The organism is Stappia sp. ES.058, assembly GCF_900105595.1.
Classification (GTDB): Bacteria; Pseudomonadota; Alphaproteobacteria; order Rhizobiales; family Stappiaceae; genus Stappia.
Genome location: NZ_LT629784.1, coordinates 2,804,911 through 2,824,824 on the forward strand (window position 1 = coordinate 2,804,911; position 19,914 = coordinate 2,824,824).

Annotated in this window: 15 protein-coding genes; 11 read left to right on the plus strand and 4 right to left on the minus strand. The window is 64.1% G+C overall.

From position 1 onward, the window contains the following. Positions 1–228: 228 nt before the first annotated feature. From BLU32_RS13070 to BLU32_RS13100, 7 genes are all read left to right on the plus strand, one after another. The gene (locus BLU32_RS13070; RefSeq protein ID WP_093807598.1) at positions 229–1,500 is read left to right on the plus strand and encodes an FAD-binding oxidoreductase; all 1,272 of its coding nucleotides are present in this window, start codon (positions 229–231) and stop codon (positions 1,498–1,500) included. Between the two features lie 123 nt (positions 1,501–1,623). Continuing rightward, positions 1,624–2,607: a TRAP transporter substrate-binding protein gene (locus tag BLU32_RS13075; RefSeq protein WP_093807600.1), complete on the plus strand. Its 984-nt coding sequence runs from the start codon at positions 1,624–1,626 to the stop codon at positions 2,605–2,607. 108 nt (positions 2,608–2,715) lie between these two features. After that, positions 2,716–3,249: a TRAP transporter small permease gene (locus tag BLU32_RS13080; RefSeq protein ID WP_093807602.1), complete on the plus strand. Its 534-nt coding sequence runs from the start codon at positions 2,716–2,718 to the stop codon at positions 3,247–3,249. Between the two features lie 5 nt (positions 3,250–3,254). Then, on the plus strand, positions 3,255–4,562 hold the full coding sequence (locus BLU32_RS13085) for a TRAP transporter large permease (protein WP_093807604.1): 1,308 nt from the start codon (positions 3,255–3,257) through the stop codon (positions 4,560–4,562). A 225-nt stretch (positions 4,563–4,787) separates the two neighbouring features. Next, a complete protein-coding gene (locus tag BLU32_RS13090) occupies positions 4,788–8,390 on the plus strand; it encodes a hydantoinase B/oxoprolinase family protein (RefSeq protein ID WP_093807606.1) in 3,603 nt (1,200 codons plus the stop codon). 323 nt (positions 8,391–8,713) lie between these two features. Beyond that, positions 8,714–10,477: a methyl-accepting chemotaxis protein gene (locus BLU32_RS13095; protein ID WP_208976882.1), complete on the plus strand. Its 1,764-nt coding sequence runs from the start codon at positions 8,714–8,716 to the stop codon at positions 10,475–10,477. 228 nt (positions 10,478–10,705) lie between these two features. Then, positions 10,706–12,256 carry an SEL1-like repeat protein gene (locus tag BLU32_RS13100; protein WP_093807608.1) on the plus strand — a complete coding sequence of 517 codons (1,551 nt, stop codon included), beginning with the start codon at positions 10,706–10,708 and terminating at the stop codon, positions 12,254–12,256. Positions 12,257–12,266: 10 nt separating this feature from the next. Here the strand turns inward: BLU32_RS13100 and BLU32_RS13105 are convergent, their stop codons facing one another. From BLU32_RS13105 to BLU32_RS13115, 3 genes are all read right to left on the minus strand, one after another. Next, positions 12,267–12,677, minus strand: a complete 411-nt coding sequence (locus BLU32_RS13105) for an MAPEG family protein (RefSeq protein ID WP_093807610.1) — start codon at positions 12,675–12,677, stop codon at positions 12,267–12,269. An 83-nt stretch (positions 12,678–12,760) separates the two neighbouring features. Then, positions 12,761–13,633: a phospholipase gene (locus BLU32_RS13110; RefSeq protein WP_093811010.1), complete on the minus strand. Its 873-nt coding sequence runs from the start codon at positions 13,631–13,633 to the stop codon at positions 12,761–12,763. A 155-nt stretch (positions 13,634–13,788) separates the two neighbouring features. After that, positions 13,789–14,583, minus strand: coding sequence for a HugZ family protein (locus BLU32_RS13115; RefSeq protein ID WP_244501698.1), 795 nt, complete (start codon positions 14,581–14,583; stop codon positions 13,789–13,791). A 232-nt stretch (positions 14,584–14,815) separates the two neighbouring features. On the opposite strand from BLU32_RS13115, the gene BLU32_RS22075 reads away from it, so the two are divergent. The 4 genes from BLU32_RS22075 to BLU32_RS13135 all read left to right on the plus strand — a co-directional run bounded on the left by BLU32_RS22075 (position 14,816) and on the right by BLU32_RS13135 (position 18,673). Then, on the plus strand, positions 14,816–15,361 hold the full coding sequence (locus BLU32_RS22075) for a BA14K family protein (RefSeq protein WP_093807612.1): 546 nt from the start codon (positions 14,816–14,818) through the stop codon (positions 15,359–15,361). Between the two features lie 112 nt (positions 15,362–15,473). Next, positions 15,474–16,007, plus strand: coding sequence for a BA14K family protein (locus BLU32_RS13125; protein ID WP_093807614.1), 534 nt, complete (start codon positions 15,474–15,476; stop codon positions 16,005–16,007). Between the two features lie 193 nt (positions 16,008–16,200). Next, a complete protein-coding gene (gene ppk2, locus BLU32_RS13130; protein WP_093811014.1) occupies positions 16,201–17,244 on the plus strand; it encodes a polyphosphate kinase 2 in 1,044 nt (347 codons plus the stop codon). Between the two features lie 163 nt (positions 17,245–17,407). Continuing rightward, positions 17,408–18,673 (plus strand): amidase, encoded by a 1,266-nt coding sequence (locus BLU32_RS13135; protein WP_093807615.1) that lies wholly within the window; start codon positions 17,408–17,410, stop codon positions 18,671–18,673. Positions 18,674–18,714: 41 nt separating this feature from the next. Here the strand turns inward: BLU32_RS13135 and BLU32_RS13140 are convergent, their stop codons facing one another. Beyond that, positions 18,715–19,791 carry a DUF2336 domain-containing protein gene (locus BLU32_RS13140; RefSeq protein WP_157727666.1) on the minus strand — a complete coding sequence of 359 codons (1,077 nt, stop codon included), beginning with the start codon at positions 19,789–19,791 and terminating at the stop codon, positions 18,715–18,717. Positions 19,792–19,914: the final 123 nt, after the last annotated feature.

The window sequence follows — 19,914 nt, forward strand, 5'->3', positions numbered from 1 at the left end:
ACAAATCCATCGGCAGGCCGGGCGACGTGGCCCGACCACGCACTGTCTTGAAGACGACACAAGAAAACGGCGCAACACGCGCCAGGTCAAGCACCCGACAATTCGAACGGCTGTCCCCTAAACAACAAAAGGACTGCAAACGGACAAATACACACCTCCTGAAATATACGAATAAGTTATCGACAAATTATTGACACGGGACCCGTCGAAAAGGACACTGTGCTGGACATGCGCAAGGGGGACTGCGTGAACCACAAGCACTGCAAAGTGTCCGTTATCGGAGCGGGGATCGTCGGCGTCGCCACGGCGATCTGGCTTGCACGCGACGGGCACGAGGTGACCCTGGTCGATCGGCTCGCGCCCGGCGAGGCAACCTCCCACGGAAACGGCGGCGTGCTTGCTTCCTGCGCTGTGGTGCCGGTCACGGTGCCGGGCCTTGCGGCCAAGGCCCCGCGCATGCTCCTCGACCGTCAAAGCCCGCTGTTCCTGCGCTGGTCCTATCTTCCGAAACTTCTTCCCTGGCTGGCGAAATACCTCTCCCACTGCACGGAAGCAGAAACAGCCCGCATCGCCACCGCGCTTCTGCCCGTGATCGGCGACAGCCTCGAACAACATCAGGCGCTCGCGGCGGGAACCGGCGCGGAACGCTGGCTGCGCGCAAGCGACTACCTCTATGTGTACCGCGACCGCGCCGCCTTCGAGGCCGACGGTTTCGCCTGGTCGCTGCGCCGCGACGCCGGCTTTCGCTGGGACATCCTGGAAGACCGCGAACTTCGGGACTACGAACCGCTGATCGGTCCGGACAACCGCTTCGCCGTCAAACTTCCCGACCACGGCGTGATCAGCGACCCCGGCCGATACGTCAAGGACCTCGCCACCCACTTCGAAAGCCTGGGCGGGCGCGTCCTGCGCGCCGACGTTCGCGGTTTCCGCTTCGGGGACGGTCGCCTGGCGGCCCTTGAGACCGATGCCGGCGCCATCGACTGCGGGCGGGCCGTGCTCGCCGCCGGCGTCTGGTCGAAGGATCTCGGCCGCCAGCTCGGCATCGATGTACCGATGGAAAGCGAACGCGGATATCATCTGGAACTCGAGGCGCCCGATGCCTACCCTTGCGCGCCGCTGATGATGACCGCGGGAAAATTCGTCGCCACACCGCTGGACGGGCGCATCCGCCTTGCCGGCATCGTCGAGTTCGGCGGACGGGACGCCGGGCCGAGCGATGCCCCATTCAAGGTGCTGGAAACCCAGGCCCGGCGCGCAATGCCGACGCTGAAATGGACCGCGCTCACACGCTGGATGGGCCATCGTCCGGCACCGGCCGATTCCATTCCGCTCATCGGTCCCTCCCCGCGCCACAAGGACGTGCTGATGGCCTTCGGACACCACCATGTCGGTCTGACGGGCGGCCCGCGCAGCGGACGGCTGATCGCCGATCTCGTTGCCGGTCGCACGCCGAACATCGACATGGCCCCCTATTCGCCGGGACGCTTCGCCGTCTAGAGTGAATGCACGCGCGGCATCAGACCGCGACACCACAAGATCCGGCGTGAAGCCGGGAAACCAGAGACGGAATTCGCGCAACGCACACCGGCGAGGCGCGCAAAACCGGAGGAGAAACAGAGAATGAAGACACTCATCAAGTCCACCGCCCTTGCCTCGACCGCATTGATCGCGGTCGCCTTTGCCGCGCCGGCAGCGGCGGAAAAGTGGGACATGCCGCTGGCCTACTCGGCCTCCAACTTCCACTCCGAGAACGCAGCGGTCTTCGCCGCCTGCGTCACCGAGGGCACCGGCGGCGACATCGAGATCGTCACCCATCCGGGCGGCTCGCTGTTCGGCGGCGCGGAAATCAAGCGCGCGGTCCAGACCGGCCAGGTGCAGATCGGCGAGCGCCTGCTGTCGGCCCATGCCAATGAGGATCCGCTGTTCGGCATCGACAGCATTCCCTTCCTCGCAACCTCCTTCGACGATTCCGTCAAGCTGTGGTCGGCGGCGGAAGACGCCGTCGGCGCCGCGCTGGAAGAGCAGAACCTGGTGATGCTCTACACCGTGCCGTGGCCGCCCCAGGGCATGTATTTCAACAAGCCGGTGGACTCGGTCGCCGACATGGAAGGCCTGAAGTTCCGCGCCTACAACGCCGCGACCGCCAAGCTCGCCGAACTGACCGGCATGCTGCCCGTCCAGATCGAGGCGGCGGAAGTGTCGCAGGCCTTCGCCACCGGCGTCGCGGAATCCATGGTCTCCTCCGGCGCCACCGGCTACGATCGCAAGCTTTGGGAAAACGTCTCGCATTTCTACGCGGTCGACGCCTGGCTGCCGCGCAACGCCGTGATGGTCAACAAGGACGCCTGGGACGGCCTGTCCGATGACAACAAGGAAGTCGTCCGCGGCTGTGCCGCAACCGCCGAGGCGGAAGGCCTCGACAAGGCCAAGGCCTACACCACTTTCACGCTGGAAGGCCTCGCCGAAAACGGCATGACGGTTGGCGATCCGAGCGACAAGCTCAAGGCGGATCTCGCCGAGATCGGCGAGACGATGACGGCCGAGTGGCTTGAATCGGCCGGCGACAAGGGCAAGACCATCGTCGATGCCTACAAGGCGATGTAAGCGGAGCGACGTGATCCGGCGGCCGCGAGCACGTCCTTGCGGTCGCCGTTCCCTTGCGCCCGGCACCGGCCCGACCGCCGGCCTGCCGCCGAACCATCGGACGGACCCATGACAGCTCTCGGACGCGGATTGCGCCGGTTCCTGGACGGACTGTATCTGCTTGGCGGCGCTCTGGCCGCTCTCAGCCTCGTCACGATTCTCGCAATCATCATGGGCCAGATGGTCGCGCGCTGGACCGGGCTGACCTTTCCCGGCGCGACGAGCTACGCCGGCTACGCCATGGCCGCGGCCTCCTTCTTCGCCTTCGCCCATGCGCTCAATCACGGTGCCCACATCCGCGTCAGCATCCTGCTGAACGCGCTCGGGACCCGGCGCCGCTGGCTGGAGATCTGGTGTTTCGCCATCGGCACGGCGCTTGCCTGGTTCGTCGCCCGCTACGCGATCAAGGCGACCTACTGGTCGTGGAAATTCAACGACCTCAGCCAGGGACAGGATGCGACCCCCTTGTGGATCCCGCAGACCGCCATGGCGATCGGTGCCGTTCTGCTCGCCATCGCGATGACGGACCACTTCGTCCGCGTCCTGTTCCTCGGCAACGCGGGCATCAAGTCCGACACCGCCGAACAAAGCCACGGAGAGTGACGGCCATGGAATCCTTCGCTCCCGTCATTCTCTTTCTCTTCGTCCTGTTCCTGCTGCTCGGCACCGGCGTGTGGGTCGGCCTCGCGCTCGTCGGCGTCGCCTTCGTGGGTGTGGAACTCTTCACCTCGCGCCCGGCGGGCGATGCCATGATCACCGTGATCTGGGCCTCGTCGTCGTCCTGGACCCTGACCGCACTGCCGCTCTTCATCTGGATGGGCGAGATTCTTTATCGAACCCGCCTGTCGGAGGACATGTTCCGCGGCCTGTCGCCCTTCATGGCCAAGTTGCCGGGCGGGCTTGTGCACACCAACATCGTCGGCTGCACGGTGTTCGCCGCCGTCTCCGGCTCTTCGGCGGCGACGCTGACGACCGTCGGCAAGATGTCGATCCCCGAGCTCAGGCGACGCAATTATCCCGAACACATGGTGATCGGCACGCTCGCGGGTGCGGCGACCCTCGGACTGATGATCCCGCCATCGCTGATCCTCATCGTCTATGGGGTGACCATCAACGAATCCATCACCAAGCTGTTCATGGCCGGCGTTCTGCCGGGACTGGTGCTGGCCAGTATGTTCATGGGCTATGTGGCGATCTACGCGAAGCTGTCGAAAAACTACAAGCCGGATCCCGAACCGCCCATGACCTTCATGGAAAAAATCCGCAACGCCCGCTTCCTGATCCCGGTGATGATGCTGATCCTCGTGGTCATCGGCTCGATGTATGCGGGCTTCGCCACCGCGACGGAGGCCGCCGCCATCGGCGTCATAGGAGCGCTCACCCTCGCCGCCTGGCAGGGATCGCTCAACTGGTCGACCTTCATCGACAGTCTGATGGGCGCGACCCGGACCTCCGCGATGATCGCACTGATCCTCGCGGGTGCGGCCTTCCTGACGCTGTCGATGGGCTTCACCGGTCTGCCGAGGGCGATTGCGGAATTCATCGCGTCGATGGAGCTGTCGCGCTTCGAGCTCCTGATGGCGCTTCTCGTCTTCTACATCGTCATCGGCTGCTTTCTCGACGGCATCTCCGCCGTGGTGCTGACGATGGCGGTGGTCGAACCCATGGTGCGCGCGGCCGGCATCGACATGATCTGGTTCGGCATCTTCGTCGTGATCGTCGTGGAAATGGCGCAGATCACGCCGCCCATCGGCTTCAACCTGTTCGTGCTTCAGGGCATCACCCGGCACGAGATGGGTTATATCTCGAAGGCGGCGCTTCCGATGTTCGCGATCATGGTGGCGATGGTCTTTGTCCTGATCGCCGTCCCAGAGCTCGCGACCTGGCTGCCGGAGAACATGCGCAACCGACCGTGACCGGCCCGCAATGACGGGTCGCACCGCATTGAAAACGCCCCGCGTCTCACCGCAAGCGGGGCGTTTTCATTTCCGGGCAGAACCTGAAAATCAATCGACCGGCGTTTTTCGTTGACATTCTATCGATAAATTATTGGAATGCAGGTGAGACATCGCTCGACGGGGCGCAGCCATGCAGGCACGCTGCCCATGCCGCCGAGCCAGAGACAAGACCGGGAGAGACACATGACGAGCGCGAAGTGGGATTTCTGGATCGACCGCGGCGGCACTTTCACCGATATCGTGGCGCGCACGCCCGACGGCGAGATCAGGGCCCACAAGGTGCTGTCGGAAAACCCGGAAGCCTATCGCGACGCCGCCATCCAGGGCATCCGCGACCTGATGGAGATCGCACCGGGCGAGCGCGTCCCGGCCGAGAAAATCGCCGCGGTCAAGATGGGCACCACCGTTGCCACCAATGCGCTTCTGGAGCGCAAGGGCGACCGCACGCTGCTGGTCACGACAAAGGGTTTCCGCGATGCCCTTGAGATCGGTTATCAGGCGCGGCCCGACATTTTCGCCAAGGAAATCATCAAGCCGGAACTGCTTTACGAGCGCGTCGTCGAGGTCGATGAGCGCGTGCGCGCTGACGGCACGGTCGAGGCCGAGCCGGATCTCGCTGCCGTGAAAAAGGACCTTGAGGCCGCCTTCGACACCGGCATCCGCTCGCTCGCGATCGTCTTCATGCATGCCTATGCCTTCCCCGAACACGAGCGCCGCGTGGCCGAGGTCGCGCGCACGATGGGCTTCACCCAGGTTTCCGTCAGCCATGAGGTTTCGCCCTTGATGAAACTGGTCGGGCGCGGCGACACCACCGTGGTCGATGCCTATCTCTCGCCGATCCTGCGCCGCTACGTGGAGCAGGTCGCGAGCGAGCTGCAGATCGAGGGCACCGACTGCCGCTTGATGTTCATGCAGTCGTCGGGCGGACTGACGGCGGCCGACCTCTTTCAGGGCAAGGATGCGATCCTCTCCGGCCCCGCCGGTGGCGTCGTCGGCGCGGTTGAAACCTCGAAGATGGCCGGTTTCGATTCGGTGATCGGCTTCGACATGGGCGGCACCTCGACCGACGTCTCCCACTTCAACGGCGAATACGAGCGCGCCTTCGAGACGGAAGTCGCCGGCGTGCGCATGCGCGCGCCGATGATGATGATCCACACGGTCGCGGCCGGCGGTGGCTCTATCCTCCACTACAAGGACGGCCGCTTCCAGGTCGGCCCGGACTCGGCCGGCGCCAACCCCGGTCCCGCCTGCTACCGGCGCGGCGGCCAGCTCGCCGTCACCGACGCCAACGTGATGGTCGGCAAGCTGCGTCCGGATTTCTTCCCCAGGATCTTCGGACCGGGCCGCGACGAGCCGCTGGACCGCGATGCGGTGGTGGAGAAATTCAAGGCGATGGCCGCAGAAATCAGCGATGGGCGCACCGCCGAGGAGGTCGCGGAAGGCTTCCTCAAGATCGCCGTTGAGAACATGGCCAACGCCATCAAGAAGATTTCCGTCCAGCGCGGCTATGACGTGACCGACTATGCGCTGACCTGTTTCGGCGGCGCCGGCGGCCAGCACGCCTGCTCTGTCGCCGACAGCCTCGGCATGACCACCGTGATCGTGCATCCGCTGTCGGGCATTCTCTCCGCCTATGGCATGGGGCTTGCCGACATTCGCGCCACCCGCCAGCAGGCCGTCGTGCGTCGTCTGGAAGACAGCGCGCTCGCCGATCTCGCCACGCTCGCGGGCAAGCTTCGCGACGAAACGCGCAAGGAAGTCGCCTCCCAGGGCGTGCCGGATGGCGAAATCTTCGACCTGCCGCGCGCCCTGTTGCGCTACGAGGGCACCGACACGCCGATTGCCGTCGCTTACGCGGAGAACGACATCGATGCCATGGTCGTGTCCTTCGCCGACGCCCACCGCGCCCAGTTCGGCTTCGTCTATGACGACAAGCCGATCGTCGTGGAGGCGCTTGAAATGGAGACCGTCGGCGGCGGCTCCGGCATCGCGGAAGACGACGCCCCCGTATCCGAGGGAACCGCGACGCCGGCCGAAACCGGCAAGGTCTTTGCCGATGGCGAATGGCATGAGGCCGGTGTCTTCACCCGCTCCGATCTGAAGCGCGGTTATCGGCTCAAGGGGCCGGCGCTGATCGTCGAGCCGCATCAAACGGTCGTGGTCGAACCGGGCTGGGAAGCGGAAATCACCGCCAAGGACCATGTCGTCCTCACGCGGGTCGAGGCGCTCGCCCGCGTCGAGGCCATCGGCACCAAGGCCGATCCGGTGATGCTCGAGGTCTTCAACAACCTCTTCATGTCGATCGCCGAACAGATGGGCGTGACGCTGCAAAACACCGCCTATTCGGTCAACGTCAAGGAGCGGCTCGACTTCTCCTGTGCGGTGTTCGACGCCTCCGGCGCACTGGTCGCAAACGCGCCCCACATGCCGGTGCACCTGGGCTCCATGGACCGCTCGGTCGAAACGGTGATCAAGCTCAACGAAGGCAAGATCCGTCCCGGCGACGTTTTCGCGCTGAACGCGCCCTACAACGGCGGCACCCACCTGCCCGACATTACCGTCGTCTCGCCCGTCTTCGATGACGAGGGCAAGGAGATCCTGTTCTGGGCCGCCTCGCGCGGCCACCACGCCGATGTCGGCGGATCGGCGCCCGGCTCCATGACCCCGCTCGCCACCACGGTGGACGAGGAAGGCGTTCTCATCGACAATTTCAAGCTCGTCGATCAGGGCCGTTTCCGCGAGGAGGCGCTTGTCGAGCTCCTTACCGATCATCCGTGGCCGGTTCGCAACGTCACCCAGAATGTCGCCGACCTGAAGGCGCAGATCGCCGCCAACGAAAAGGGCGTGAAGGAACTGCGCAAGATGGTCGCCCACTTCGGCCTCGACGTCGTGCAGGCCTATATGGGCCATGTTCAGGACAACGCGGAGGAAAGCGTGCGCCGGGTGATCGAGGCGCTCAGTGACAGTTCCTTCGAGTATCCGACCGACCAGGGCGCAGTGATAAAGGTGAAGATCACCGTCGACAAGGAGAGCCGCGAGGCGACCGTCGACTTCACCGGCACCAGCGAGGTGAAGGCCAACAATTTCAACGCGCCCGAACCGGTGACCCGCGCAGCGGTGCTCTATTGCTTCCGCGTGATGGTGGAGGGCGACATCCCGATGAACGCCGGCTGTCTCAGGCCGATCAACATCGTCGTTCCCGACGGCTGCATGCTGAAACCGGCCTATCCGGCCGCGGTCGTCGCCGGCAATGTGGAAACGAGCCAGCATGTCACCAACGCGCTCTTCGGCGCGCTGAAAGCCATGGCAAACAGTCAGGGCACGATGAACAACCTGACCTTCGGCAACGACACCCACCAGTACTACGAGACGCTGTGCTCAGGATCGCCCGCCGGCCCCGGCTTCAACGGAACCGACGGCGTGCACGTCCATATGACCAACTCGCGCCTCACCGATCCGGAAGTGCTGGAATTCCGCTATCCGGTTCTGCTCGAGGACTTCCACATCCGCGAGGGATCGGGCGGCACCGGCAAATGGTCCGCCGGCAGCGGCACCAAGCGCACGATCCGCTTCCTTGAGGAAATGGAACTGGCGATCCTGTCGTCTCACCGCACGCTGCCGCCAAAAGGCATGGATGGCGGCGGCGACGGCGAACTGGGACGAACGCTGGTCCGCCGTCTCGACGGCGCGAGCGAGGAACTGAAAGGCTGCGACCAGACCGTGCTCAAGGCCGGCGAGGCCGTGACGGTCATCACCCCGACCGCAGGCGGGTGGGGCAAGGCCTGATCGACAGGCGCTCCGCGCAAGGTGAAGCGTGACAGAACCGGCCTTCGCCTCGCGGAGGCCGGTTTTTGGTGATTCGCACGCGATCCCCTCCAAAGGGTCCGCAGGGTCGACCGGCGATTCCGGACATCGCGATAAAAAACCGGAAAATGCGATCCGAGCGAGTTTATTGAATTGAAAGCGTTTTTTCTGCAACCCACGAGAGAAAAGAAAGAAACAACCATATTAGATATAAGCATAATCGAACGTTTAGACTTTGCCCGCGTAATACCCCCGATGACTCCGCACCCTGGGCCGGGCCCATTTTGCGACAGAAGGGCAGCAAGATGCATACCAAAAAGATTGGCCGGCCGAGCCTGGCAACCGTTTCCGCGAAAATCCTCGGACTTGTCGGTTTCCTAAGTATCATGATGGTTGTCATTGCCATCGTCGGTCTCACGCAGATGCAGGGCATCGGCAAGGAGCTTGAGGAAATCGCCGACGAGACCGTACCGCTCACGACAAATGTATCGAAGGTGAGCATGCACCAGCTCGAGCAGGCCCTTCTCGTCGAGAAGGTCTTGCGGGTCGGGAAGGTCGATGCGGGCTCATCCGTGGGCGAGCTGGATACCTTGACGAAAGACCTGGTTGCGCTGGCCTCCAAGGTCGACACGGAAATTCTCCAGGCAGAGGAGATCGCCCGGAAAGGCATCGATGTCGCGTCGACGGACGACCAGCGTGCCAAATACGCGGATGTGCTTGGCCAGTTGAAGACGATCGAGACCGAGCACAAGGCCTACGACGACCACATTCAGACCATCATCAACCACATCAGGAACGGGGACATTACGACGGCCGAGGAGCTCGCCGTCGCACTTGAAAGCGAACAGGAACGCCTCAATACCGAACTCGTCAGTCTCACCGAACAGTTGAACCGTTTCGTCTCGACCTCGACCGCGACCGCGAAAGACCACGAGCAGCACGGCATTGTCGTGATGGGCGTCGTGGCGACGATCGCGATCGTCGCCGGCGTCGGACTGGCGATGCTGATCGCTCTCTTCGGCATCAGCCGTCCACTTCGCGCTGTCGTCGCGGCGCTCAACCGGCTCGCGCAAAACGACACCTCCGTCGAACTCGGGATCCGCGCCGGCGGGGAAATCGGCGAACTCGCAACCGCGTTCACGGAATTCCGGGAAAAGACCATCGAAATCCAGCGCCTGCAGGCACAGGCGAAGGAGGAGGAAGAGCGCATCGAACGCGAGAAACGCGAGGCAACGATGCGCCTCGCCGACAATCTCGAGGCAACGGTCAAGCGTGTCTCCGACGGAATCGCCGTCGCTGTTCACGAACTGGAGGAAACCGCTACCCTGATGGCCAAAAACGCCCAGCAAACCTCGACCAACGCCGGTACCGTGGCAGCAGCCGCGGAGGAATCCTCAACGGGTGTTCAGACCGTGGCCAGCGCGGCGGAGGAGCTCTCCGCCTCGATCGCCGAAATCAGCCGCCAGGTGACCGCCGCGCTTTCCGCGACCGGTGAAACCAACGAAAACGCCCGCAAGTCGAGCGACACCGTCAACGGACTTGCCAGCTCGGCAAGCCGGATCGACGATGTTGTCAAGCTGATCAACGACATTTCCGACCAGACCAACCTGCTGGCGCTCAATGCCACCATTGAGGCGGCGCGCGCCGGCGAGGCCGGACGGGGCTTCGCCGTGGTGGCCGGTGAGGTCAAGGCGCTCGCCGGGCAGACCGGTCAGGCGACCGAGGACATCAGTTCCCAGGTGAAAGAGATGCAGAGCGGAGCGGCAAACACGTCGCAGGCGATTTCCGCCGTCGTCGACGCAATCAACCGGATCAACGACCAGATTTCCTCGATTGCATCCGCGGTCGAAGAACAGACAGCGGTGACAGCCGAGATCGCCCGCAACGTCAGCGAGGTCGCGGAAGGCAGCAATGACATCACCCGCACGATCAACTCGGTCAGCGCCGGTGCGGTCGATTCCAGCGCCGCCGCCCGGCAGGTCCTCTCCACGGTCGAGAATCTCGCAAGCCAGTCGGGCCTGCTTCAGCAGGAGCTGGACACATTCCTCGGCAACATCCGCGCCGCCTGACGATCGATCTCCCCCGGGCGGGCGCAAAACATAACGGCATGGAGGCGGCAACCGCGACGCGGCCGCCGCCAGGTCTCGAGGGGATGCGGAAAGGCACGATCTCGAATACACTGTCTGCGAACGGCGTATACTCCGCTCGCCTTGGGCGCCGCATCCCATAACGACGGTCGGGACCCAGCCTGTCTGGAGCGATGGCGCCACGACGACGACGTTGTTTCGGGGGGATCCATGGCTGGGGAAACACAACGGTGGTTGACGCGCGGTCTCCTTTGCGGGTTGCTTATTGCAGCAATCGCGGATGGCGCCGCCGCCCAGGAACAAACGGACAGGCTTCGCGCCTGCATCTCCGCTGCAGATCCCGACCGCGTCGCCTTCAGCGCGCTCGATCCGGAAACGGCAATCCCTGCCTGCATGAAAGCCTGGGTCAAACACCGCGACGACACACGGGTCTGGGCTCTGTTGGGGCGCGCGCATCTCGCCGCGAAGACCTATGACAGTGCACTCAGGTGGAACGAAAAGGCGGCCGAGGCAGGGAACGCGCTGGCACAGGGCAACCTTGGCCTCATGCATCTCGACGGTATGGGCATTCCCAAGGACCGCGCCAAAGCCATGACATGGTTTGAGGCATCCGCACGGCAAGGATTTGCGCCGTCGCAATACAGTCTCGGCTACATGCACCAGTACGGATTGGGCACCCCCAGGAACAGCAGCAAGGCCGCGACATGGTATCGAAAGGCGGCCGACCGGGAGTTCGCCAACGCGCAGGTCGCTCTCGGCCTGCTCTACCTTCGCGGGGACGGTGTTCCCCGCAGCGAAATGACGGGACGGGAGCTGTTGCGCGCCGCCGCTGACCAGGGACTGGCCGATGCACAGCACATGCTCGGCCTCGCGCTTTTGAAGCGTGACGCCCCGCCCGCGCAGAACAGACAGGCGACGGACTGGATCTCCGCCGCTGCTGAACAGGGCCACGCCGATGCACAGATGCTGCTGGGAAGCATGTATCTCGATGACGCCGTGATTCCGAAGGACCCCAAACAATCGGCACGCTGGTTTCGCGCCGCGGCCGAACAGGGTCACGCGCGGGCGCAGCTTTTTCTGGGCGACAGCTATTGGTCGGGACGCGGCGTCTTCAAGAACGCGCGGGTGGCGGCCAAATGGTATCTGGCGGCCGCGAACGGCGGCAATGGAAAGGCGCAACTGAACATGGCGACCCTCTACCACTCCGGTACCGGCGTGGACGAAGACCTGTCGGCCGCGCTGAAATACGCGCAACTCGCGCAAAAGAGCGGGATAGCCGCTGCGGATGACCTCGTCGCCCGGATCGAGACGGATATCCGCAAGGCGGCCGCCTCGAAAGAGACCGCAACGCTCGAGTATGCGGACGCCCTGAAAAAGGTCCTCGAAGGCGAGCTCGAGAGCATGGACAAGGAAATCGCGCGCCTCAAGGCAAAGAGAGACACCCGGTCCGGCGCGGGCGGACCCAGCTCAGAGGAAATCGAGCGGTGGGCCAGCAACTATGCCAGGGGGCTCGGCATGACGCTGACCGGCTTCACGCTGAACACCTGCATCGGTTTGAAAGGTTTCAGTCGCTATCGCTGCCAGTTCAAGGCGACCTATTCGGGCCAAAACCCGCTGTCCAGTCTTCTGGCGGCCGCAGGCTCACGAGAGGGCTTCATCTGGGCCGAGTTCGGAAAAAGAGGGAGCGGCTGGTATCACGTTCAGACGTTCACGAGCTGCCGGATTTATAAAACCACCAACAGCATCAAGTGCAAAAAGTAGGACGCGCCCCTCAAACACCGATACCGGCAGGGAGTTGCGCGAGCGCGAACCCAAGCGTTGAAAGCGCTCCAATCGCGAGCACCGAGAAGGTCAGGACCATGCCCGCGACCCTGAGCGGCAAGGGCTCCGGCTCCCGCGAAACGGCAACGGCATGGAGCGTGCGCCCGACGACGAGCGCGAGGCCGAGCCCGTGAATCAGCCATTCCGGCCCGCCCTGCAGCTCGATCAAAAGGACGAGCAGCAAGCCGATCGGAGCGTATTCGGCGCAGTTTCCTTGCGCGCGCGTCAGACGCAGGAGGCGCGGATCGCCTCCGGTGCCCAACGCGATCCGCGCGCCGATGCGGCGGCGCGCCACCCGCGCGGACAGGACCAGAAACACCAGTGCCAGAACGCCGGCGTAGATCGGCGTGATCGCGATCATCCTTGACCTCATTCGAAAATTCGACGCCGCGTGGCTGCGCGAGATCGGGCGACCCGGATGGGCGGGTCCCCCTTTACCAACCGTCACCGACCCGTCGCGGCGAACATCCAGTTGAGGATCAGTCTCCAGTCCGTCATGCGGATCGGCGTTCCGTGCGTTCCCGTCTCAAACAGGGCGAAACGGGCCGGATAGCGAGGATTGCGGGCCTTGAGGCGCTCGAAGAACCCGGCCTGTTTCTTCCAGTCGTAGACCTTGTCCCAACTGCCGTGCCCGAAATAGATCGGCAGGCGCCCGGCGCGAAAGGTCGAGCTGGAAAAATACCCCTCGTCCCAGGTCGACCCCATCAACAGAATGCCGCCCATCATCGCGGACGCCGAACTGTCCTTCGCCAGCCGCCAGCACAACGCACCGCCCATCGAGCCGCAGGCGACGTAGACCCGCGCGCCCGGCGCCTGGCGGGTGTAGTGACGCATCAACGCCTTGACGTCGGCCTCGCCCCGGTCCTTGAAGTTCTTCACATCGAGCGTCAGATAGACACCGGAATTGCGGACCATCAGGTTCTTGATGCGGTTGAAATTCCCGCCGAAACTGACGTCATTCATTCCTTGAAATCTGTTACCGCCTTGACCGTGAACGTAAATCACGATGGCCTTCGCGCCACGCGGTCTTCCGACGCGCATGTAACTGATTGTGCGGCCGTTTGCCTTGAGCGTCAGGTCCTCCTGAGTGCTGCGCGGCTTCATCGAGACATATTCGCCGTGCACCTGTCGCTCCAGGACCTTGTCGCGGCGATGGATGTCGCGGCGCTTGTCGTAGTCGACGATGACGAACGGATCCTGCGGTTTTCCAGCAAGCAGTCCGGGGTAGTCGAACAGCCGGTCCTTGAAGGGGGCGAGCCGGTACTGGGCCGCGGCCGGCGAGGCGGCGACCGTACACGCCACAAGGCCGAGTGCCATGAGCAATACGCCCGACCACCGGCCCGCCCCCGCCCCCGACGCCGTGTTTTGACCCGCCCGATTGCCCCCGATGCTGCACCGAAAACGAAAACTGGATATCACGCGTCGAATCTCCCTGAAGGTCGCGTCATGGTCGCGCGCCGGTTCTGAAACGATCATTCTCCGTCCCGGGCCTGTTTCGCAAGGGCAACAAGGCGCGGGCGCAGGTCCTCGGGCTTGGCAAGCGGCGGATCGAAGGCAAGCCTTGCAACCCGGTCGCCGTGGACGAAATCGAGCCCTTGCGGGTCGATAGACGAAAGACGCCACGCCCCCTCGTCCGCTCCCGCCAGCTTTCGGGCATAAAGGCGAACGGCATCGAGGTGATCATCGTGCATATGCGCAATCGCCGGGGCTTCGAGCTCCGCAAAAGCCCGGACCACCTCCGCGTCCAGCAGGATATCGCGTGGCGCGAGTTCGTAGGCCTTGCCGAACCCGCCATTGAGGCTCGCCCGTTTGATCCGCAGGCGGAAAAACGAAAAATCCGAAAACCCTGCATACAGCTTGGCCTTTGGATGACGCATGAGATAGCGCCGTCGCACGTGCTCAAAACCCGGAGCATCCGCCGCAATCGGCTCCGCCTCCGCCACAAGTGTAAGGCGTGGATGGGCAAGCGGGTCCCCCTTGCCCGGCTCACCCACAAGCAGCGAACAGCGCGCGTCGCCGGCCAGCGCCTGTGTGTGTCGGGAAAGCGCGGAGATCAGCACCACCGGGGCGCCGTCCATTTCGGTGGCAAGCGCCACGCGCGACACGAAGGGCGCGCCATCGCCCGGATCGAGCACGCCGAGCGCACCGAACCGGGCCCGGCGCAGCAGATCGCGCGCCAAAGCGCGCGCCGCGTCGTCGGTCGGCCGGATCGGGTCGGTTTTCCTTGCGCCGTCGGCGATGACACGATCTCCAGGCATCGTTTCCATGAAACCCGCCGCTCATGGATCGCACCTGTTTTGCCCGCCGGGGCGCCGCAATGCAATTGCCGAACGACAGGTGAGGCCCGTTGAAAGCGCTCAAGCCCGGTCGGCGAACGGGCCACGCTCTCGCCACATTGCAGGCGGTCCATGTTCGGGAAAGCGACACGCACTCGCCCTGTCCCGCGCCGGCCGACCGGTTCGCGAAGCCGGCCGACCAGTTTGCGAAAGGAGACCAGCCATGTCCCTCGTTCCCCGTTTCGCCGGCCTGCGGCTGGCTCTTGCCGGCGCGCTGGCGATCATCCTGTCGTTACCCCTCGCCCCGCAAAGAGCGGCAGCGCAGCCGGACACCGTGCTGCAGGGACCCTACACGAACCGCCTGGTGGTCGACGGCGGTCGCCACTATCGCCACAAGCGCACCTATCGCCACAACCAACGCCGGATCTATCGTCCGCACCGCGCCTACCGTCCCTACCGGGGGCAAAGGGGCTATCGCGCATATCGGCCTTACCGCCCCTACCGCAATCCGCGATACGGCAGCGGTGTGTATTTCGGATATGGCGGCAACGGCGCGGCGGCAGCCGGCATCATCGGTCTCGCCACGGGTCTGATCGCGCAGCAGGCGCTGACGTCCCGGCGCTATGCCCCGCCCGCACGGCGCGGTTATCGCGGCGCGGCCGCCTGGACGCCGGAGTGGTACGCCTATTGCGCACGCAAATACCGCAGCTTCAATCCGCGCACCGGGTATTATCTCGCCTATTCCGGGCGCTACCGCTTCTGCCGCTGACGCGGCCGTTTTCCTGAACGGCGGATGAATGCCCGTCTCAGGACCGGTTCAACTGCCGGGTGGCATCTTCGTGTCATCGTCGTTACAGCGACACACCGAAGGAGCCGCCCTCATGACCGCGTCCATCAAACTTCAGAGCCTGTCCTCCCGCCTTCTCGTCGCCACCCTTGCCGGCGCGATGCTGCTTCCCTCCTTTTCCGCTGCGGAAGCCGGCGGCGGACGCAAACAGTGGCGCGACCACCGGGGCGGTCAGCATCAGGCCCATCGCCCCAACCGCGGCAATCGCCACCAGAACCGTCATCAGAACCGGCGTCACGACCGGCGGAACAACAACAATGACGATATCGGCGCAGCACTTGCCATCGGCGTGATAGGCTTGGCGGCCGGCGCGTTCCTCGGTTCGGCGTTGAGCGGGCCCGAGTATATCGATCAGGATCCGGTGTATGCGCCCCGCCATCCGCGCAACTACGGCCCGGCCCATGACACCCGCCGCTACCGCCCGGCAGCGCCGGTTGTGGTCGGCGCAAACCGCCCGGCCCCCTGGACCCCCGAGTGGTATCGCTACTGCGACGCCAAGTACAAGACCTTCAACCCGCGCACCGGACGCTTCACCGCCTACTCCGGCGAGCAGAAGCTCTGCCGCTGACCGGCCGCCGCATGGCTGCGCGCCGCGCCGCACCGCCCCTTCGCCGGCACTCGATTGCCGGCGAAGGCGTATTCGTTTGAAACTGCCGGGTGTTGACCGGTATCAACGACGAATCTTCCGTCGCGTGATAAAGCTGTATTCGGTGACAAGCATCGTGGCCGACAGGCCAGAACCGAACCAGGCGGAACCGAACATGCCGGAAGACAAGAACAACGCCCCCTCCCCCATCAACACGAACGAGCCCCCGCAAGCGGGTGGATCGGAAGCGAAAGACGGTCAGGCGGCAACCGGCACAAGCGCCGAGGCCCGACGCCGCCATGCGATCGAGGCCGGAGCCGCCCGCCGGCACACGCTCGCCACGCTGCGCCACGACCCGCAGGCGGTGCGCGATATCTTCGAAACCGGCGCCTACCCCTATGCGGACAAAATGCGCCGCAAGACATACGAGAGCCAGAAATCGGCGCTTCAGGTGGAACTGCTGAAGGCCCAGCGCTGGGTGGAAGAAAACGGCCAGAAGGTCGTGCTCCTGTTCGAGGGCCGCGACGCGGCCGGCAAGGGCGGCACCATCAAACGCTTCATGGAGCACATGAACCCGCGGGCCGCCCGGGTGGTCGCATTGACCAAGCCATCGGATCGCGAGCGCTCGCAATGGTATTTCCAACGCTATATCGAATGGCTTCCCGCCGGCGGCGAAATCGTGTTCTTCGACCGGTCCTGGTACAATCGCGCCGGCGTCGAGCGGGTGATGAATTTCTGCACGCCGAATGACTACCTCGACTTCATGCGGCAGTGCCCGCAATTCGAACAGATGCTCACGCAGTCCGGCATCCGCCTGTTCAAATACTGGTTTTCGGTCTCGCGCGACGAACAGCGCCGCCGCTTCAAGGCCCGCGAAACCGATCCTTTGAAACAATGGAAACTGTCGCCCATCGACCGCGCCTCGATGGATCGCTGGGATGACTACACCGAAGCCAAGGAGGCGATGTTCTTCTACACAGACACCGCCGATGCGCCCTGGACCGTCGTCAAGTCCGACGACAAGAAACGCGCGCGGCTGAATTGCATGCGGCATTTTCTGGAAAATCTGCCGTATCCGAACAAGGATCATTCTGTCGTGCGCGCGCCCGACAACCTGATTGTGGGCACCAGCTCGCATGTCATCGGGCGCGACAGCCACATTCTCGGAAAGACCCTGCATCCCGAAAGCAAACGCAACAGCGATACTGTGAATCCCTGAAAGCGGTCGCGTTCAAGATTTGGCGACCCGGAACGGGACGGCACGCGTCCTCTTTCTTGCCAAACGCGGAGGAAAGCCGCCTCTCTATACAGACCGGCCTGTGCAAACGCTTGAAGTTCTTGAGATTGTCGGCAAGATCTGATTCTGGAAATTGGAGGAATCGATGCTGTCAGCCCTCGACATCGCGCGCAGACTGGACGCAGGCACCCTGTCGGTCGACGCGCTCTACGACGAAATCGCAGCGACGGTTGCGGACAGGGAGGCGGAGATCGAAGCCTTCGTCTCCGTCGATATCGAGGCCGCACGCGCCGCCGCGCACAGCACCTATGGACCATTTGCCGGCATGCCGATCGGCGTGAAGGACAACATCGACACCGGCGACCGGATCACCGCCTATGGCTCGCCGATCCACGCGCAAAACCGCCCTGCGGTGGATGCGGCGATCGTTGCGCTGGCGCGGCGGGCAGGGGCATGCCTCCTCGGCAAGACGGTCACCACGGAGTTCGCCTTCTTCAGCCCCGGTCCCACCCGCAATCCGCACAATTTCGACCACACACCGGGCGGGTCTTCCTCGGGTTCGGCCGCCGGTGTCGCGGCCGGCTTCTTTCCCCTGGCCCTTGGCACGCAGACCGGCGGGTCCGTGGTGCGACCGGCCGCATTCTGCGGAATAGCGGGCTTCAAGCCGAGCTTCGGCCGCCTTCCGACAGTCGGCGTGAAGATCTTCTCCTGGTCGCTGGATACGGTCGGTGTCTTCGCCAAGGGCATCGCCGACGTCGCCTTCGCGGCCGGCGTGCTGGCCGATCGCGACTGGCGGGTGGATGGCGAGGTGCCGACACCGCCCCGGCTCGGTTTCGTGGAACCGCAACCCTGGGCCCAGGCGGACGACGAGATGAGTGTCGCGCTTGAGCGTGTCCGGCGCGCGGCCGACCGCGCGGGGGCCGCAACGGCGTCCGTCTCGCTCCCCCCGGTCTTTCGCGAAGCCTTTGCGGCGCATCAGACAATTCAGGATTACGAGGCCACCCGCGCACTCGCCGCGGAAGTGGATCTTGCCCCGGACAAGCTGAGTGCCGTTCTGCGCCAGACGCTGGATGAAGGGGCAGCCATTTCCGCCACTGCGTATGACGATGCGCAACGCACGGCCGAACAGGCGCGCCGCGCCTTTTCCGATATCCTGTCGAAAGTCGATGTGCTGGTAACACCGTCGGCGCCGGGCGCCGCCCCCATCGGCCTCGCCTCGACCGGCTCGTCGGTGTTCAATCGTGTATGGACGCTGATGGGCGCACCGGCCGCGAATGTCCCGGGCCTGCAGAGCTTTGCGGGCCTGCCGCTCGGCGTTCAGACGGTCGGGGCGTATGCCGCGGACCGCCGGACGCTGAAAGCCGCACACTGGCTTGAGGAGTGCCTGCGCGCGCAAGCCTCTGACAGTTAGGCCGCATGCGCCGCGCTAACGAGACTGTTGCGCCGCACCCGTCAGTCGTTGACGGGAAGCTTCATCTTTTGCGCCATGACCTTGAAGGCGCTGCGGGCCGCGTCTTCGCTGAGCTCGGCGTATTTGCGCATCGCTTCGCTCGAAGCGCTCGACGACAAGCGCATCCGCTTGGCGCGCATGCGCACGATCTTCATGTAGGCCGTGTCGGAGACCCCGCCAAGGCGGCAGAGAAACAGGATCGGCAAGTCGTCCTCGCGAAACACCAGCGGCACGACGACGTTGTCGGGCCAGCCCACCGTGCGCGCCAGCAATTGTCCAAGTTCAAAGGCGCGATCCTTGTCCGCGAAGGCGACGATCGCCGTGTCGATGGGAACGGAGCCGGCGACAGCGGCATCGATCAGTTGCTCGGTCTTCGACTTGGCGCCGTTGAACTCGCGCAGCTGGATCTCGACCTCATGCGCGGCGCGTTCGGCAATCGCCTTGACCAGCACCTCGTTGACATTGAGATCCTTGATGCGTTGCGCCAACTCGCGCGACAGGAACGGCACGAGGCGTTCGGCAGCGCTTTCGGGTATGTCCGCGCGCTCGCTCAATGCCTGTTGAAGCTTCATATCCTTTCGCGCCCGCCCGACCAGGAGATCGAAGGAATCGACCCCGATCACGGCGGAATGATTGCAGGTCAGCGCGTGCAGGACCTGGGGTTCGCCCCGCTGGGCGATAACCTTGGTGAGCACGGGCTTGATCGCCGGCCGCTGGGTCAGCACCATCAGGTGGCTTGTGGGAACGGCCTCCGCGACCTCCGCGAAGTCCTGGTCAGAAAGCCCGCCGCCCTGCTCCAGCACAGGCGTCGCGACCTCAAGCTCTTCATCGGCGGCCAGCGCCTTCAAAAGATCCTTCGGCGCATCGTTGTCATCCGCGATGCGTTGCGACAATGCGGCACGCGCAGCACACTCGAGGCGGTCAAGCACACGCAGGACGATGTCGCCGAATATAAGGCTGACACGCTCGCGCTCCTCGTTGGGTGCCCGACAAAACAGATCCGTCAAAGCAGAGACCAGTTCGCCCGTGCTTTCTGCGGACCCGTTGCGCGCCAACTCGGCCAGTTGCGTCGCATTCATTGTCTTTTCCTTCACGACCATTTCGGAAAAAATAAATTGATGATGTTTCATTCTCGTTAATTGGCAAAAATACAACTAAAGCTAAGTATTCAATCACACACCCTGCGGAAGTTGTAGATCCGT

Coding starts and splice junctions, on each gene's coding strand:
- BLU32_RS13070 (WP_093807598.1), top strand. CDS start 229: ATGCGCAAGGGGGACTGCGTGAACCACAAGCACTGCAAAGTGTCCGTT.
- BLU32_RS13075 (WP_093807600.1), top strand. CDS start 1,624: ATGAAGACACTCATCAAGTCCACCGCCCTTGCCTCGACCGCATTGATC.
- BLU32_RS13080 (WP_093807602.1), top strand. CDS start 2,716: ATGACAGCTCTCGGACGCGGATTGCGCCGGTTCCTGGACGGACTGTAT.
- BLU32_RS13085 (WP_093807604.1), top strand. CDS start 3,255: ATGGAATCCTTCGCTCCCGTCATTCTCTTTCTCTTCGTCCTGTTCCTG.
- BLU32_RS13090 (WP_093807606.1), top strand. CDS start 4,788: ATGACGAGCGCGAAGTGGGATTTCTGGATCGACCGCGGCGGCACTTTC.
- BLU32_RS13095 (WP_208976882.1), top strand. CDS start 8,714: ATGCATACCAAAAAGATTGGCCGGCCGAGCCTGGCAACCGTTTCCGCG.
- BLU32_RS13100 (WP_093807608.1), top strand. CDS start 10,706: ATGGCTGGGGAAACACAACGGTGGTTGACGCGCGGTCTCCTTTGCGGG.
- BLU32_RS13105 (WP_093807610.1), bottom strand. CDS start 12,677: ATGATCGCGATCACGCCGATCTACGCCGGCGTTCTGGCACTGGTGTTT.
- BLU32_RS13110 (WP_093811010.1), bottom strand. CDS start 13,633: ATGGCACTCGGCCTTGTGGCGTGTACGGTCGCCGCCTCGCCGGCCGCG.
- BLU32_RS13115 (WP_244501698.1), bottom strand. CDS start 14,583: ATGGAAACGATGCCTGGAGATCGTGTCATCGCCGACGGCGCAAGGAAA.
- BLU32_RS22075 (WP_093807612.1), top strand. CDS start 14,816: ATGTCCCTCGTTCCCCGTTTCGCCGGCCTGCGGCTGGCTCTTGCCGGC.
- BLU32_RS13125 (WP_093807614.1), top strand. CDS start 15,474: ATGACCGCGTCCATCAAACTTCAGAGCCTGTCCTCCCGCCTTCTCGTC.
- ppk2 (WP_093811014.1), top strand. CDS start 16,201: ATGCCGGAAGACAAGAACAACGCCCCCTCCCCCATCAACACGAACGAG.
- BLU32_RS13135 (WP_093807615.1), top strand. CDS start 17,408: ATGCTGTCAGCCCTCGACATCGCGCGCAGACTGGACGCAGGCACCCTG.
- BLU32_RS13140 (WP_157727666.1), bottom strand. CDS start 19,791: ATGAATGCGACGCAACTGGCCGAGTTGGCGCGCAACGGGTCCGCAGAA.